The sequence below is a fragment of the Microbulbifer mixtoriginis (SeqCode) genome, from assembly GCF_052467235.1.
This window is the reverse complement of the sequence record NZ_CP174305.1, coordinates 2,454,738-2,471,152: the sequence shown is the minus strand read 5'-3', so window position 1 is coordinate 2,471,152 and position 16,415 is coordinate 2,454,738. Positions and strand designations below refer to the sequence as shown.

The 16,415-nt window shown below is 54.7% G+C and carries 16 protein-coding genes; 8 read left to right on the top strand and 8 right to left on the bottom strand.

Features of this window, described 5'->3' with window-relative positions; genetic code table 11:
- Positions 1-55: 55 nt before the first annotated feature.
- From ACJJIO_RS10950 to proC, 3 genes are all read right to left on the bottom strand, one after another.
- Positions 56-2,023: a dynamin family protein gene (locus ACJJIO_RS10950; RefSeq protein WP_444908492.1), complete on the bottom strand. Its 1,968-nt coding sequence runs from the start codon at positions 2,021-2,023 to the stop codon at positions 56-58.
- Between the two features lie 150 nt (positions 2,024-2,173).
- Entirely contained in the window at positions 2,174-2,782 is a 609-nt protein-coding gene (locus tag ACJJIO_RS10945; RefSeq protein WP_444908491.1) for a YggT family protein, read from the bottom strand.
- A 63-nt stretch (positions 2,783-2,845) separates the two neighbouring features.
- Entirely contained in the window at positions 2,846-3,700 is an 855-nt protein-coding gene (gene proC / locus ACJJIO_RS10940) for a pyrroline-5-carboxylate reductase (protein WP_444891581.1), read from the bottom strand.
- Positions 3,701-3,821: 121 nt separating this feature from the next.
- Here proC and ACJJIO_RS10935 point away from each other — a divergent pair, with 121 nt between their 5' ends.
- Positions 3,822-5,825, top strand: coding sequence for a S9 family peptidase (locus ACJJIO_RS10935; RefSeq protein ID WP_444908490.1), 2,004 nt, complete (start codon positions 3,822-3,824; stop codon positions 5,823-5,825).
- A gap of 59 nt (positions 5,826-5,884) precedes the next feature.
- Here the strand turns inward: ACJJIO_RS10935 and ACJJIO_RS10930 are convergent, their stop codons facing one another.
- On the bottom strand, positions 5,885-6,169 hold the full coding sequence (locus ACJJIO_RS10930) for a hypothetical protein (RefSeq protein WP_444908489.1): 285 nt from the start codon (positions 6,167-6,169) through the stop codon (positions 5,885-5,887).
- A 72-nt stretch (positions 6,170-6,241) separates the two neighbouring features.
- The gene (locus tag ACJJIO_RS10925) at positions 6,242-6,946 is read right to left on the bottom strand and encodes a YggS family pyridoxal phosphate-dependent enzyme (RefSeq protein WP_444908488.1); all 705 of its coding nucleotides are present in this window, start codon (positions 6,944-6,946) and stop codon (positions 6,242-6,244) included.
- A gap of 69 nt (positions 6,947-7,015) precedes the next feature.
- Between ACJJIO_RS10925 and ACJJIO_RS10920 the strand changes: the two genes are divergently transcribed.
- The 4 genes from ACJJIO_RS10920 to ACJJIO_RS10905 all read left to right on the top strand — a co-directional run bounded on the left by ACJJIO_RS10920 (position 7,016) and on the right by ACJJIO_RS10905 (position 10,866).
- Positions 7,016-8,050 (top strand): type IV pilus twitching motility protein PilT, encoded by a 1,035-nt coding sequence (locus ACJJIO_RS10920; RefSeq protein ID WP_252084158.1) that lies wholly within the window; start codon positions 7,016-7,018, stop codon positions 8,048-8,050.
- A gap of 47 nt (positions 8,051-8,097) precedes the next feature.
- Complete coding sequence (locus tag ACJJIO_RS10915) at positions 8,098-9,249, top strand: PilT/PilU family type 4a pilus ATPase (RefSeq protein WP_152450611.1); 1,152 nt, start codon at positions 8,098-8,100, stop codon at positions 9,247-9,249.
- A 247-nt stretch (positions 9,250-9,496) separates the two neighbouring features.
- Positions 9,497-10,246, top strand: coding sequence for an SDR family oxidoreductase (locus ACJJIO_RS10910; protein WP_444908487.1), 750 nt, complete (start codon positions 9,497-9,499; stop codon positions 10,244-10,246).
- Between the two features lie 11 nt (positions 10,247-10,257).
- On the top strand, positions 10,258-10,866 hold the full coding sequence (locus ACJJIO_RS10905; RefSeq protein ID WP_444883422.1) for a LysE family translocator: 609 nt from the start codon (positions 10,258-10,260) through the stop codon (positions 10,864-10,866).
- A 3-nt stretch (positions 10,867-10,869) separates the two neighbouring features.
- Here ACJJIO_RS10905 and ACJJIO_RS10900 read toward each other — a convergent pair whose 3' ends face one another.
- Entirely contained in the window at positions 10,870-11,610 is a 741-nt protein-coding gene (locus tag ACJJIO_RS10900) for a LytR/AlgR family response regulator transcription factor (RefSeq protein ID WP_444887771.1), read from the bottom strand.
- Positions 11,607-12,764 carry a sensor histidine kinase gene (locus ACJJIO_RS10895; protein WP_444908486.1) on the bottom strand — a complete coding sequence of 386 codons (1,158 nt, stop codon included), beginning with the start codon at positions 12,762-12,764 and terminating at the stop codon, positions 11,607-11,609. Before ACJJIO_RS10895 ends, ACJJIO_RS10900 begins: the two co-directional genes overlap by 4 nt.
- Positions 12,765-12,853: 89 nt before the next feature.
- Here ACJJIO_RS10895 and argH point away from each other — a divergent pair, with 89 nt between their 5' ends.
- Positions 12,854-14,272, top strand: a complete 1,419-nt coding sequence (argH, locus tag ACJJIO_RS10890) for an argininosuccinate lyase (RefSeq protein WP_444883419.1) — start codon at positions 12,854-12,856, stop codon at positions 14,270-14,272.
- Between the two features lie 75 nt (positions 14,273-14,347).
- Here the strand turns inward: argH and cyaY are convergent, their stop codons facing one another.
- Positions 14,348-14,674 carry an iron donor protein CyaY gene (gene cyaY, locus ACJJIO_RS10885; RefSeq protein ID WP_444883418.1) on the bottom strand — a complete coding sequence of 109 codons (327 nt, stop codon included), beginning with the start codon at positions 14,672-14,674 and terminating at the stop codon, positions 14,348-14,350.
- Between the two features lie 105 nt (positions 14,675-14,779).
- On the opposite strand from cyaY, the gene lptM reads away from it, so the two are divergent.
- Both lptM and lysA read left to right on the top strand, forming a co-directional pair.
- On the top strand, positions 14,780-15,100 hold the full coding sequence (gene lptM / locus ACJJIO_RS10880; protein ID WP_252084151.1) for an LPS translocon maturation chaperone LptM: 321 nt from the start codon (positions 14,780-14,782) through the stop codon (positions 15,098-15,100).
- Complete coding sequence (gene lysA, locus ACJJIO_RS10875; protein ID WP_444903633.1) at positions 15,097-16,350, top strand: diaminopimelate decarboxylase; 1,254 nt, start codon at positions 15,097-15,099, stop codon at positions 16,348-16,350. Before lptM ends, lysA begins: the two co-directional genes overlap by 4 nt.
- Positions 16,351-16,415: the final 65 nt, after the last annotated feature.

The following is a 16,415-nucleotide window of genomic DNA, read 5'->3' as shown; positions in this document are numbered from 1 at the left end:
GCAAGTGTACGGGAGTGCTGCAACTTATGACAATTAGCAACCGCCGGCGAGTGTGTTAAGTCGTCAGAGCTGGTTTCAGTGGGGTGACATTGTGCGCGCGCGGCGCTGGCGCCAAAGGCTGGGGTGCCGAAGTACTGTAGCGCAGCAAGTCCTCCAGTGCGGACAGGGCCCGATCATTGCGCAGTACCTCATCCTCTAAGGTACGCAAATCGGTGTGCCGACTTCGGGTTTTCTGCTTCAGCTCGGTCAATTTGATCAAGTGCCGATTCAAAAGATGTTTTTGGTATTGCGTATGTTGCTTGAGTGGTTCCAGCGCCTGCTCAAGCCAGTTTTCTGCCGCGGCACCCATTTCGCTATAAAGGCGTCCTACCTCACTGGCCAGAGTCGTAACAAAACGCTCGCTCAAACGGTTGCGCCGCGCCAGTAAAAGCTGTGGGGAGCGTCGCAGCTGGGCCGCCTGGCGGTGTAGGCCGCGCAGGGTGATACGGAATTGGCGAATGGTGAAGTACTGTTCAGCACTGTCCACCTTCTTCAGGCTGGAACGCTCAAAAATCGCATCCAACAGTCGATTCGCCTGATCCACTTCCCGCTCTAAGGTGGCTAACTGGCAATCGACTCCCTCCATAAAGGTATCGATGGCCTTGGCAAGTCCCATGGGTGTCCAACGCTTATGCAGCGCCTTACTGGTTTCATCAACCAACCGTTGCAGCTGCTGTATGGTAATAGGCGCGAGTAGGGCCGTACTCTGCCGCATTAGCATGCGCTGGCTGGACTTCAGGGTGAGTAACTCCTGATGGCAGAGCTTATGTTGCTCACGCACAGTCTGCTGCAACTGGCCCAACTCGGTCAGTTGCTCCTCAGTGCTGGCACTATTGCGCTGCAAATGCATCAGCGCCGCACGGCCGCTGTTGAGTCGGCGCTTGAGCAGATCGCGGGTATCCGCCATCAACGTCAGGGCCTGGTGCAGAGAGCGGTGTTCCGCCACTTTTTGGCGGTGCTCCAGCAAACGTTGAACCAACAGCTTTTCAAAATCAGTAAAACAGCTGTTGCGCAAAAGTTCGGCATCCTGCTGTTGACGCGCCAACAGGGCCATTTTTGCCGAGACTCCGGTGACACTCTCCTGTGGCAGGGACAGTAATTTTGCGACCTGAGAACGCATGCGCCGCAGCAGTTGCTGCGCATCTTCATCTGGATCATCCCAAAGAACATCCACTTTATTCAGCAACGCCATAACTGGAGTGCCGCGATGTTCACGCAGAGGGGCCAGGTGGGTCTCCCACATATTCATATCAGTGCCACTGACACCGGCATCGGCGGCCAGCAGAAATGCGACGGCCTGGGCGCCAGGCAGTGTGCTCAAAGTCAGTTCCGGCTCATTGCCCAGAGCGTTGAGTCCCGGTGTGTCAATAATCCGCAGGCCTTGATCTAACAGTGGATGAGGCAGGCAGATCAGCGCATAACGCCAAGCGGGAATTTCCACCAAATTGCCTTTGTCGTCCAGGTGGCGGCGATCGAAGCCATAACGCGCAGCCTCCTCCGGCAACACCGATTTGGTGGCGGCCACTTTGAGCAGAGCTTCGCGGGTCGCATCGGGATTATTGGCGTCGAACTCGTGCGTGACCCACTTCTGTGGAATTCGCCGGAAGCTCTCGAGGCTGGTATTGGTCGCCAGGGTCTCAATGGGCAACAGGCGCAGGCTGGCGCGCTCTCCGCCATCGCTAAAGATCTCCGTTGGGCACATGGTGGTGCGGCCGGGTTTGGAGGGTAGCAGCCGCTGACCGTAGGTCTGTGCCAAGAGGGCATTGATCAGCTCGGTTTTGCCACGGGAAAATTCTCCCACAAACACCAAGGTGAACTGATCATCGCTGAGAAGCGCACGGGCCTGCTGTACAACTTGGCAGGCGCCGGCAGAGTTGGGGAAATGCTGCTGTAACCACTGACTGAACTGGGCGAATTGTCGATCCAGATTCTTTTTCCAGCGATCGTATTCAGAGATATGTTGGCGTAGGAGTGCGTCTTCCATTTCACAGTATTCTTGTAATTTATACTCTGCGGGCTACCGATCCAAAGCACTCAAAGCTGAGTTGGTCCGGTAGCCGTTAGTATAAAAGTCTAACACTGCGCCAAATGCGATCCAGTGCGCGCGGTGGAAGAAAAGCGCACAGTAGTCAATTTAAAAACCGGGGATATGCCAGAAAAGGCTATAAACAAAGCGCGGCATATTGGCCATACTGGCAAAGCCTAATAGCAACTTATCCGCCACAGTAAGTAAAATAAACACGAAGATAGGGCTGATATCGATCACCCCCAAAGGCGGAATCAAGCGGCGTACCGGTGCGCAGAAGGGCTCTAGCAACTGGCGCAGTAGCATCAGTGCTGGGTGGCTGCTCTGCGGAGCGATCCAGCTGAACACAATGGAAATCAGCATTCCCACAAACACGACCGCAATCACGGTAGCGACACAGCCGATCAGAGACCACAGCAGTGCACTCAGGGGATTGAAAAGACCAAATCCGGCAAACGCACCGCAAACCAGTATCATCACTAGCCCCACCAGCAAAGCCAGCACTACCGAGGCCATATCCACGCCGAAGAGACCCGGCACCATCTTGCGCAGTGGCAGTAGTAGCGGATTGGTAACTTTAACGATGCCCTGAGAAATCGGGTTATAGAAGTCTGCCCGGGCCAATTGCAGCAAAAAACGCATCAATACCGCAAATAGGTAGAGGATACCCAGGGTAGCCACCAGGAAAACACCGATGTTGCTGAAGGTACTTGTCATTGAAAATCCCTAAAGAGTGATCAACTCGCGGCGCAGCCTGCACCATTTATTGTGTTGATAAGTTTATTGGTCCAGTTCGCGAGCCATCTCTGCAGCGCGCTCGGCACAATCGCGCATGGCATCGGCCACCAACTGCGGCAGGCCGCCCTGCTCAAAGCGCTGCACAGCGCGCTCGGTGGTACCACCCGGCGACATCACATTGCGCTTCAACTGGGCTACATCTACATCACTGGTCATGGCCAGTTTGGCGGCGCCCAGGGCAGTTTGCAACACAAGGCGCTCGGCATCGGCGCGGGCAAAGCCACTGGCTGCGGAGGCGTCGATCATCGCCTCCATAAACTGAAAGAAGTACGCCGGCGCCGACCCTGCCACAGCGATCACTTGGTCGATGCCCTCTTCTTTATCCACCCATAGGGAGATACCTACTGCGTTGACTATGCGCGCAGTAATGGCGCGGTGCTCCGCAGTTACCGCCTCATCTGCAAACAACCCGGTCACCCCACTCTGCACTAGAGCCGGCGTATTGGGCATAGCGCGTACAATCGGCAGATGCTCCCCCAGCCAACGCTGGTAGGCGGCCAAGGGAATACCTGCGGCCAAAGTAATAATCAGCGGCTTGCGTCCTTTCAGGTGGGGGCGCAAATCCATGCACAGATCGCGCATCACCTGGGGTTTTACCGACAAAACGATAACATCGGCCCCATCGATTGCGACGATATTGTCACTGTGCACCACGGTATTGTGGCGCTTGGCAAACGCCTCAAGTTTGAGGGGATCACGCCCGGTAGCCACAATTCTATCGGCCGGGTATCCCGCCGCCAGCAGGCCACCGATTACCGCACCGGCCATATTTCCGGCACCGCCGATAAAAACAATTTTGGGATTTGTTGCAGTCACTTGGGTTACCTCGGCGAGCATTCGCCTCATTCTCTGTGAGTTTTACTGGCTGTTATACCCCGCAGGGATTCCGATAATATGTGGTCGCTCAATTCCAATAACAAGAGAAGCGCGCCCCAGCGCGCTAGCCAAGGAGAACACGATGTTGAAATGGCGCTATTTGGTGACCGCCGCAATACTCAGCGCGGCTGCTGTTGCCCATGGAGTGGAAACCCGCACCGAGAACAATGGCCAGCTGCAGTTACAGGACATTCCCCCAATTCCAGCGAGCCTGGTGGAAGAGCTCGACCGCTACCAGAATGTGCGCTCAGCCAGTTTTCGCGGCTGGGATATGCAAGGCAGCGGTATGTATATCAGTACCCGCTTTGGCGAAGTAAACCAGCTGCACAAGGTAGATCGCGCTGGAGGAGCCCGCCGCCAGCTGACTTTTTTTGACGAACCAATTGGGGAAGTACTTACCCGCCCCCAGCACCGACAGCTGGCCTACACCATGGACGCCGGCGGCAACGAATATGCGCAGATTTTCCTATTTGACAGTGCCAACGGTAAGAGCAAGATGCTCAGCGATGGCGAATCTCGCAATGGTGCCATTCTTTGGAATAAGCAGGGCTCGGCCCTGGCTTACCAAAGTACTCGCCGCGATGGTAGGGCCAACGATATCTGGCTGACTACGATTGGCGACAAGAAAAATGAAGATCGCCTGATACTAAAATCGGAGGATGGTAGCTGGTGGGGACCCAGTGACTTCTCTCAATCCGGCAGCCAGCTACTGGTTCTGCAATATGTTTCTTCCACCCGCTCTAAAGTTCACCTGTTGGACCTGGACAGCGGCGAAATAACATTGCTCTCCGGTAATGATGAAAAAGACTCTCGCAACTTTCCCGCCGGCTTTAGCTACGACGACCGCTCCATATACCTGGTTAGCGATAAAAATGGCGAGTTCACCCAACTGATCCGCAAAGATCTCGCCAGCGGCGATGAGAAAATTATTAGCGCCGATATTCCCTGGGATATCAGCAGCTTTGTCCTTAGTGAGGACGGCCGCCGCGGTGCTTTCGTGTCCAACGAGAACGGCATGTCGGCACTGTACCTGTACGATCCGCGCAATGATCGCTACCGCAAAGTCGACACACTACCTATTGGTGTAATCGGCGATATCGAGTTCAACCCCAGCGGAGACAAGTTAGCGTTATCACTGAACACCCCCAAAACCCCCACCGATACCTTTGTTTTGGATCTGGGCCGGCGCCCCCTATCCAGTGGCGATCTGAACCGCTGGACATTTAGTGAAGTGGGCGGCCTGGATACCGAACAATTTATCGAGCCCAAGCTGGTGCACTACCCCACTTTCGATAAAGTAGACGGAGAGCCACGCAAGATTCCCGCCTTCGTCTACAAGCCGCGCGATATAAAGGCGCCTGTGCCGGTCATTATTTCCATTCACGGCGGCCCCGAAGCTCAGTACCGCCCACTGTTTTCCAGCAAGTACCAACTGTGGTTGAAGAAATTGGGGGCTGCAGTGATCGCCCCTAATGTGCGCGGCTCCGCCGGCTACGGAAAAAGTTACCTGGCCATGGACAACGGCTACAAGCGTGAAGATTCGGTGAAAGACATTGGCGCGCTATTAGACTGGATCGCCACCCAGCCGGACCTGGATGCCAAGCGGGTTGCCGTCTTCGGTGGTAGCTACGGCGGCTATATGGTACTGGCCAGCAGCGTTCACTATTCGGATCGTTTAAAAGCGGCTGTGGATATTGTCGGTATCTCCAATTTTGTCACCTTTCTCACCAATACCAAGAGTTATCGCCGGGACCTGCGCCGTGTGGAATACGGTGACGAGCGCGACCCGCAAATGCGCGAATTCCTGGAAGGTATCAGCCCTAACAACCATGTGGAGAAAATCCAGGTACCCATGTTTGTGGTGCAGGGACAAAACGACCCTCGCGTCCCCGTCACAGAAGCGGAACAGATCGTGACGGCACTGCGAGCAAGCGGTAACCAGGTTTGGTACATGAATGCGTTAAATGAGGGGCACGGCTACCGTAAAAAGGAAAACAATGATGTCTTCACCCAGGCTACCGCATTGTTTTTTGCCGAACACTTGCTCGACGAAACACAGAAGGAAAAACTGACTTTAGTTGAGTAGTGCCAAAGGCTCTTATAAATCGTAATGCTTAATAAACGGCCCAGTGGGCCGTTTAGTTTTTAAGGCCTTAAACTCAATGTTTCCACAACAGCGATCAAGTTGAGCGCTATGGCAAGTATCCATAACCAGTGCCGGCTCTCAGGCCACAGGGCCTGGGACACGGTGCGGTCTAAGAAATTGGTGATCAGTGTGACCTTAGGTAGCGCAAAGGAAAGCAGGCAAAGAAAAGCCAGCCATTCCAAGGCCATCCAGGTCACCAGCAGGGTGTGCGCCATAGACAGGGAAATCACTGCGCATAGCGTCAACCCCAGCAACATCACTTCGAGAGTCCCTGAGCGTTTCATTGGTCTCTTACACTTTCCCCACGAACTCAGCCCTAGAACTTCGGGCAAGCGTTCGGATAAAAATAGGATCTTTCATTCAGAGTAATTGCGCGCGCCAAAAATATCTGTGCCGATGCGCACAATGGTCGCACCGCAGGCAATCGCCGCCTCCATATCGGCAGACATACCCATGGAAAGTGTATCCAGCTCCTCGTTGGGAAATAACTCTTGCAGAGAATGCAGCAGGCGCGCCATCTTTAAAAAAGGTTGGTGTTGCGCCTGTACTGTCTGTCGCGCCGCGGGGATCGCCATCAAACCACGCAGGCGCAGCCCCGGCAATTGCACTACTTCCCGCGCCAGTGCCTCCAAATCCTGTGGAGCTATGCCAGACTTGCTCTGCTCATTATCGATATTGACCTGCAGACAGATATTGAGGGGAGCCAAATTAGTTGGCCGCTGGGATGACAGACGCTGGGCGATCTTTAGACGATCCACCGTATGCATCCAATCAAAGTGTTCGGCTACTGCGCGAGACTTATTCGACTGCAAGGGCCCGATAAAATGCCAGTGGATATCCAGATCTTGTAGGGCATCCTGTTTTTCCAGGGCTTCCTGCAAATAGTTTTCGCCAAAGTGACGCTGGCCGGCCACATAAGCGATGCGCAAATCCTCCGCCGGGCGGGTTTTGGAAACCGCCAACAGAGTGATTTCTGCAGGATCGCGATCGCAGTTGTTGCAGCAGGTCACAATCCGCTCACCTACTGCATTCAGGTTTTCGACGATTGTCGCTTTGCGCATATACTGAGGCCCTTACCGAAATGAGTGGCGATTTTACCTGAGCCCAAACAAGAACCATAAGGTAGCAGTATGGATATCACTGAACTCCTCGCCTTCAGCGCCAAACAAAACGCTTCGGATCTGCACCTCTCCGCAGGCCTTCCGCCGATGATCCGTGTGGATGGCGACGTGCGCCGCATCAACCTGCCGGCCATGGAACACAAGCAGGTGCACGGCCTGATCTACGAGATCATGAACGACAAGCAACGTAAGGACTACGAAGAATTTCTCGAGACCGACTTCTCTTTCGAGGTACCTGGTGTAGCCCGCTTTCGTGTGAACGCCTTTAACCACAACCGCGGTGCCGGTGCAGTATTCCGGACCATTCCCTCCAAGGTTTTAACCATGGAGGATCTGGGCATGGGCCAAGTTTTCAAACAGATCTCCGATACTCCGCGCGGCCTGGTCTTGGTCACAGGGCCCACCGGCTCCGGTAAGTCCACCACCCTCGCCGCGATGATGGACTATATCAACGACAACAAATACGAGCATATCCTCACCATTGAGGACCCCATCGAATTCGTGCACGAATCCAAAAAATGCCTGGTGAACCAGCGCGAAGTGCATAGAGATACCCACGGCTTCGCGGAAGCATTGCGCTCGGCCCTGCGTGAAGACCCGGATATCATTCTGGTGGGCGAGATGCGCGACCTGGAAACTATTCGCCTGGCATTAACCGCAGCGGAAACCGGCCACTTGGTATTCGGCACCCTGCATACCACCTCCGCCGCCAAGACTATCGACCGGGTGGTGGATGTGTTCCCGGCACAGGAAAAAGCCATGGTGCGTTCCATGCTATCGGAATCCCTGCAAGCGGTAATCTCGCAGACACTGCTGAAGAAAAACGGCGGTGGCCGTGTCGCTGCCCACGAGATCATGCGCGGCACTCCCGCAATCCGCAACTTGATCCGCGAAGACAAAATCGCGCAGATGTACTCCGCCATCCAGACTGGTGCCAGCGTTGGTATGCAGACCATGGACCAGTGCCTGGAAGACCTGGTGGCGCGACGTATCGTCAGCCGCGAAGTCGCGCGGGAAAAAGCCAAGATGCCAGAAAACTTCTAAGCATTAACGGCCCCTCTTCAGTCAAAAAATAATACGCGGTAACAATCATGGATATAGAAAGACTCCTACAGCTGGTAGTAGAGAAAGGTGCATCGGATCTGTTTATCACCGCCGGCGTACCGCCTTCCATCAAACTGCACGGCCGCGTAGTGCCTTGCAGTAGCAGTGCCCTCACCCCAGAAAAAGCCCGCGAGCTAGTAGTGGGCACCATGAATGAGAAACAGCGCCGTGAGTTCGCCGAAAAAAAGGAATTAAACTTTGCCATTGCGGTACGCAACGTGGGCCGTTTCCGGGTGTCGGCTTTCTTCCAGCGCAACTTGGTGGGTATGGTGCTGCGACGCATCGAAACAAAAATCCCCACCATTGACGGCCTCGGCCTGCCGGATGTACTCAAAGATCTGGCCATGACCAAGCGCGGGCTGATTATTTTTGTAGGCGCCACCGGTACCGGTAAGTCCACCTCCCTAGCCTCGATGATCGGCCACCGCAATGAGAACACCAAGGGTCATATCATCACCATTGAGGACCCGATCGAATTTATCCACCAGCACCGAGGCTGTATTGTGACCCAGCGCGAAGTGGGTCTGGATACCGACTCCTTCGAAATCGCCTTGAAGAACACTCTGCGTCAAGCGCCAGATGTCATCCTGATTGGTGAGGTGCGCTCTCGCGAAACGATGGAGCACGCCATTGCTTTCGCCGAAACTGGTCACCTGTGCCTGTGTACACTGCACGCCAACAATGCCAACCAAGCCCTCGATCGGATCATTCACTTCTTCCCGGCAGACCGTCACCAACAGCTGTTTATGGATCTGTCCCTGAACCTTAAGGCCATGGTTGCCCAGCAGCTGGTACCAACACCGGATGGCGATGGCCGCCGCGCCTGTCTGGAAATTATGATCAACACGCCGTTGATGTCAGACCTGGTGCGCAAAGGCCAGGTGCACAAGATGAAGGAGTTGATGAAACGCTCCGGCGAACAGGGCATGCAGACCTTCGACCAGGCGCTGTATGAACTCTACGATCGCGGCGAAATTACTTACGAGGACGCCCTCGCCCACGCCGACTCCGCCAACGACTTGCGCCTGATGATCAAGCTTAAGTCTGAATCCGATGCAGAGTATTTAAACAGCGCAGCCGGCGAGTTGAGTCTACAAAATGACTCTGAGTACGGCGATGGTGGGCCGCAACTTTACTAAGGTTGCTACTTAGCTATCCAAGAACCGTTTACAGAAAAATCAACGCCCTAACACCTGTAAACGGTTCTCATCTAAAAAAACCGCTTTTAATTTCCCGATAAGTCCACAGCAAGCTGCGCTCAATAATTTACGAGCTGCTTTATTCCAAGATACTCAGGGCCCCAACCTACTATTTGACTTGGGGAACAATATTTCCTTACCCTTCTCCTCCCCTCACCGAATTACTCACTTCATCGCGGCCATAGAAATGAAAAATAAAGTTGCCTTGATAACCGGAGGCAGCCGGGGAATCGGTGCCGCCATAGCAAAACTACTGGCTCAACGTGGATATCAGATTGCCATCAGCTATCGGGAACGAAGGAAGCAAGCGGAAGACCTAGTAAATGAACTTCAATCTTTGGGCGTTACTGCAATAGCGGCACGTGCCGATATCACTTCAGAAGATGAGGTTGTCCGTCTATTCGAAAAGGTTGACCAAAATCTCGGCCCGATTAACAGCCTGGTAAACAATGCCGCAATCATTAAACCGCAGATGCGTGTTGAATTAATGGATTCTCAGCGTATCAACGAGATTCTTCGGACCAATATCACCGGTACATTGCTCTGCTGTCGCGAGGCGATTAAAAGGATGTCAACAAAAAGCGGGGGCAGCGGAGGAACTATTGTCAATATCTCATCCGCCGCCAGCCGTTCAGGGTCACCTAACGAATATATCGATTACGCGGCTAGCAAAGGTGCTGTAGATACTCTAACCATCGGACTCAGCCAAGAAGTCGCCGGTGAGGGGATTCGAGTGAACGGTGTAAGGCCGGGTTTTATTTACACGGAAATGCATGCTGATGGCGGCGAACCAGATAGAATTGAGCGAGTAAATTCTGCAGTTCCACTCAAACGCGGCGGGCAAGCAGAAGAAGTGGCTAAGGCTGTGGCCTGGCTTCTCAGTGACGAATCAACCTTTACAACCGGCTCATTTATTGATGTCGCAGGTGGAAAATAAGATAAGAATATATGTTGGAAGCACTTTTTTCCCTTGTTGCAGCAACAGCTCTGCTACTTGGCTCCCCCGGTCCCGCACCACTCGCGCTGGCCGCTTCTGGGGCAACTTTTGGGATCAGGAAAAGTAGCCATTTTCTTATCGGTATCCTACTGGGGCTAAGCGTTGCAATTATGGGCGCAACCGCCGGGATAGCGGCCCTGCTGGCAACCTGGCCCGAGGCGCGCTTTGCCGTACAACTTTGCGGGGCTTTGTATATTGGCTATATCGCCATAAAAATTGCCACAGCCCCGGTAATGGAGAAAAACCCATCAGCGGAAACTCAAGCGCCATCACTGTTGGATGGGTTTATTTTTAATCTACTCAACCCAAAAGCTTATGCCGCCTTCTTTGCCATCTTTTCCCAATTTTTACTGCCAATTGAAGAAAGCAACCTAAGTTACATTGCTACTGGAATGGTCTGTTTGATAGTCGCGGCTGTGGTCGATTTTATCTGGCTATGTTTGGGAGGAAGTTTGCGACCGGTTTTTCATAAACCTAAACAGGCACGAATAATCAGAGTTTGCTTTGCCCTTCTGATGGTAGCAGCTGTGCTAATCGTGTTCCTGCGCGGAATGGTTTAACTACTAGCAAATCTCCGTGATCAGGTTTTTTACCGAAGACAACATACGCCGGCTTACCAATGGGGCTTGTGTTACCCCTTCCAGCTCCACCCGATAATTCGCTCCGTCTCTGCGTAAGCCTGTAATAAATGCTACTGCCACCAGTGCACTGCGGTGCACTCGAACAAAGCGCTCGGCAAATTCGCTTTCCAACTCTTTTAATGACTCGTCAAGGATCGTCTCACCGGCAGGGTGATGGGCCACCACATATTTGCTGTCAGCAACCAAACAACGAATGCTGTCCACTTCCAATAGCTCGACCCCCATACGGCTCACCGCTTTGATACGGCTGCGACCGCGATCCTTCTCGTCACCACTAACAAGTTTTTGTTGGGGTTTATTGAGGCACTGCACCTTTGCCAGCGCTTGGCGCAGCTGCTCCACGCTGACAGGCTTGAGTAGATAACCCACCGCAGCGGTGGCGAAGGCCGGCAGGGCGAACTCATCGTGGGCGGTGCAAAAAATTATCGCGGGTGGGCACTCGCGTGTGGAAAGCTGCTGGGCCAATTCCAAGCCACTGCCGCCGGGCATTTCTATGTCGAGTAAGACCAGATCTGGGTCCAGTATCTGCACCTGCATCAGCGCGGATTCAATGTCCGCCGCTTCACCGATAGGAATGCAATTTTCGACTGTAGACAACTGCCGCTGCAGCCGCGCGCGGGCCAGGGGTTCATCATCGACAATCAGGACTCGCAACTGGGTCACTCCATCACCTCAGTATCTCTACTGGAATTTATGGTCGGTTTTGTTTCACGCTGAACCACCTCCCGGGGAAACAAGGGTAGTTGTAGCTGCACTCGGTAGTGGTCCTCCACCCGACCGGCGGTAAACTTGAAGCGATCACCGTAATAGGCGGCAAGGCGCTGACGAATATTCTCCACTGCCATACCGTTGCTTTCCCTGGTGAAATGCACAGTTTCTGCCGGAAGTGGGTTTTCAATATCAATGTACAGAACACCGCCTTCGGTTTTCACTGCCACAGTAATTGTGCCGCCCTCACGCAGCTGTGCCACACCGTGTAAAACGGCATTCTCAAGCAATGGTTGCAACAACATGCTGGGTACTTGTATATCCTCCAAAGTACCCTGCTGCTGCCATTGCTGCTGCAAACGCTCGCCCAGGCGCAGAGCCTCAATCTCCAGATAACGTTGGGACAATTGTATTTCCTGCGACAGCGGCACCAGCTTTGGGTCAGCGAGGCTGGCCCGAAACAACACGCACAAATCTTCCACCAAACGCTCAGCGCGATCTGGGTCTACCGCGATCAGGCTGGCCAGGCTATTCATGCTGTTAAACAAAAAATGCGGTCGTATACGCGACTGCAACGCCTCGATACGCGCGCCCAGTTCCGCCTGCTGCTGGTTGTATAACTGCTGTTGCAAATAGGCGTAGCGCAATACCACCCCAGCGCAGATAGCCCCAAGGAGACAATCACTAGCCAGTCCCCACCAGTCGAAATCCGCCTGCAGCAATAGAGCACGCACATAGCGCTGAATCCCCATTACTAATCCAAGCACGCCCAACACCGCGATAAAGCTGATAGCGCCGGCATGTTTGTGGGGTAACTTGGCTAGATAGGGGCGCAGCCGGCAAAGCACGGCGGCACAGGGCAATATCACCCACTGAATCACCAGGGACACCAAGCCAAGACGCTGCCAACTGAAGTCGCGCAGCCCGTCCAAGGCGAGCACCAGAACCAGAGCCAGCAATTCCCCCATCAACACCAATGCGGCCAGGGCGGTGACACTGCATAAATCCGGAAGAAAAGGCACCTGCCCGCAAAGCGCAGAATCCTTGCTATCAGTGTCAGTTTTTCGAATTTTCTGCGATATAATGCCCGACGGCCTGGGAAATGACATGCAGTTGTTATTCTTGATTGTCCCTATATTCAAAGCGCACGATACCACCAAGCTCCCCGGCCTTTCACCTCACTGCAGCCAGGAAAACCATGAGCAACGACAAACCCGACTCCGCCACTAATCCCGCCGCCAAACTCTGGGGCGGCCGTTTCAGCGAAGCCACCGACGCTTTCGTAGAGCGATTCACTGCCTCTGTCACCTTCGATCAGCGCATGGCGCTGGAAGATATTCAGGGTTCCCTCGCTCATGCACAGATGCTATCCGAGGTTGGGGTATTGAGCGGTGATGAATATCACCAGATTGCCAATGGCCTGAAAGAGATCGCAGTAGAAATTGAGGCGGGTGACTTTCCCTGGTCGGTGCAGTTGGAAGATGTGCATATGAATATCGAGGCGCGCCTGACCGAACGCATCGGTGCCACCGGTAAAAAACTGCACACTGGCCGCTCCCGCAACGACCAGGTCGCCACCGATATCCGCCTGTGGCTGCGCGGCCGCATCGACCGGATCGGCGCCGAATTAACCCGACTGCAAACCGGGTTGGTAGACCTGGCCGAACGCGAAGCCGATACCATTATGCCCGGCTTTACCCACCTGCAGAGTGCGCAGCCGGTGACCTTCGGCCACCACCTGCTGGCCTGGAATGCCATGCTCAGCAGGGATTTCGAGCGCCTGATGGATTGCCGCAAAAGAGTCAATCGCTCGCCCCTGGGTGCCGCAGCACTGGCCGGCACCAGCTACCCAATCGACCGCGCGCGCACTGCCGAACTGCTGGGCTTCGATGCTCCGACCGAGAACTCCCTGGACTCGGTGAGCGACCGGGATTTCGCCATTGAATTCTGCGCCTTCACCGCCCTACTGCTCACCCATCTTTCCCGCGCCAGCGAGGAACTGGTGCTCTGGGCTTCTAGCCAGTTCGACTTTATCGACCTACCGGATCGCTTCTGTACCGGCTCATCAATTATGCCGCAAAAGAAAAACCCGGATGTGCCCGAATTGGTACGCGGTAAGACTGGCCGTGTGAACGGCCACCTGATTGCACTGCTGACCCTGATGAAAAGCCAGCCCCTGGCTTACAACAAAGACAACCAGGAAGATAAAGAGCCTTTGTTCGACGCTGCCGATACCGCACTGGACTGCCTGCGCGCCTTTGCGGATATGGTGCCCGCACTCAAGGCAAAAAAAGAAAACATGCTGGCGGCAGCCGCCAAGGGTTTCTCCACTGCCACCGACCTGGCGGATTATCTGGTGCGCAAAGGCATTGCCTTCCGCGATGCCCACGAGATCGTCGGCCAGTCGGTTTCCTTTGCCATTGAACAGCAGAAAGACCTAGCGGAGCTGAGCTTAGAGCAGCTGCAGCAATTCTCTGCTGATATCGGTGCGGATGTCTTTGAAGTGCTCACCCTGGAAGGCTCGGTAGCCGCTCGTAACCATATCGGCGGCACCGCTCCCGATCAGGTTCGCGCTGCCTGTGCACAAGCACGAGTGCAAATTGAAGGGCGTCATTAAGGCAGACCCCAGCAGGACTAGGAGCCCGTTTTTTGCATCCGGGCGCCTGGGGTACGGCCGATCAGTAAACCGGGATTACTGCGGTAATCCCAGTTCGACCGATTCACCCTGCTGCTCGCTCAGCACGCGATTGAGCAGGGTCGGTAGATTTTCCTCGGTGGTACTGCATTTCCAGCCGGGCGCGGTAAACGTGAGGTGGTAACCGCCCGACTTGGCAGCTACCCAAAGTTCCTGATTGGCAGATTGCCGGGAGAGAATAACCTGACTGCCATTATCCTCCAGGGTCAAGGTGAGCACGGCACCACTGCGCTCGTAATCGATATCCCAGTCACAATCGTCCAGGGCATCCTCAATCGCCATCAGGGTATGCTCAATGGCCGCTTCATATTCCGTTTGGCTCATCTTTTATTACTTCTGTTACCGTCTACTGTGTTCAATCTATTGGCTCGCTATACTATCAGGCTTTTGCCGAACACCGCTCTAAAGCCCGAGTGCAGGATGTCACCCATGCCAAAGAAAATGCTCTACCCCCTTTGCGCCCTGCTGAGTGCATCCGCACTCCTCAGTGGCTGCGGTCAGAAAGGACCGCTGTACCTGCCTCAGGCGCCGGCCGAACCCGCGCCAGCTATCACCACAGGCCCGCCCACTACGGTGCCCACTAGTAGCACGGCGGTGGAGCCGGATGAGCCGGTACTTGTTCCAGCCGGAGAAACTGTTGTACCGGAAGGGTACTCCGAACCAAACGACTATTCAGAACCCGGGGATTACTCTACGCCAGAAGACTACCCGGAAGAGGGCTACCCAGAGGAGCAAGCACCGCAGAAATGAGTGAGTTCAGTTATCGCCAAGGCAGCCTGTGGGCAGAACAGGTATCACTGGAAGAGGTCGCCGAGCGTTTCGGAACCCCCACCTACGTCTATAGCCGCGCCCACTTCGAGCGCCAATATCAAGCCTATGCCGAAGCACTGGGCAGCCACCCCGGCCTGATCTGCTATGCGGTGAAGGCCAACAGCAATCTGGGTATCCTGTCGCTTTTGGCCCAGCTTGGCGCTGGGTTTGATATCGTCTCCGGGGGCGAACTCGAAAGGGTATTGCTGGCGGGAGGAGATCCCTCGCGAATAGTATTTTCCGGTGTGGGTAAAACCGCAGACGAGATACGCCGTGGCCTGGAAGTGGGTGTGCACTGCTTCAATATCGAATCGGAGGCCGAAATGCGCCGCCTCGAGCAAGTAGCGGCGGAGTGCGAAGCTGTTGCCCCAATCTCACTGCGGGTCAACCCAGATGTAGACGCACAAACCCATCCCTATATTTCCACCGGCCTCAAAGAAAATAAATTCGGCGTCGCCATCAACAGCGCTTTGGATGTGTATTTATACGCAGCGCGCTCACCTCACCTGAGAGTGACCGGGGTGGATTGCCATATCGGCTCCCAGCTCACCGAAGTGGCCCCTTTCCTAGATGCCCTCGACCGGCTGTTGATGCTGGTGGACACCCTCTCCACCGAAGGTATCCAGCTGGAACACCTGGATCTCGGCGGCGGCCTCGGGGTCCGCTACCGGGGTGAAGAGCCCCCAGTAGTTGCAGACTATCTGAAAGCAGTTCTGGAGCGTATCGGCGAACGCCAGCTGGGCCTGATACTGGAACCTGGCCGTTCGATTGCCGCTAACGGCGGTGTTCTATTGACTCGGGTTGAATACCTGAAGCACACCGAAGGACACAACTTCGCCATTGTCGATGCCGCCATGAACGACAACCTACGCCCTGCCCTTTATCAGGCCTGGCAGGATATAGTGCCGGTTACTCCGGGCGACGGTGAGGACACACTCTGGGATATCGTTGGCCCCGTTTGCGAAACCGGTGACTTCCTCGGCAAGAACCGCGCCCTGGCTCTGCGCGAGGGGCAATTACTGGCCATGCTGTCCGCCGGCGCCTACGGCTTTACCATGAGTTCCAACTACAATAGCCGCCCGCGTGCAGCGGAAGTGCTGGTGGATGGCGAGAATAGCTATTTAGTGCGCACACGGGAAACTTTCGACGACCTGGTTCGGGGTGAGACCCCGGTGCCTGAAAAGGTCTAAGGCTTTGTGTCACCCTTGCCTCTTAATTACCAACCAAAAGAATTCCGGGGCGCCAGCAATGCCGG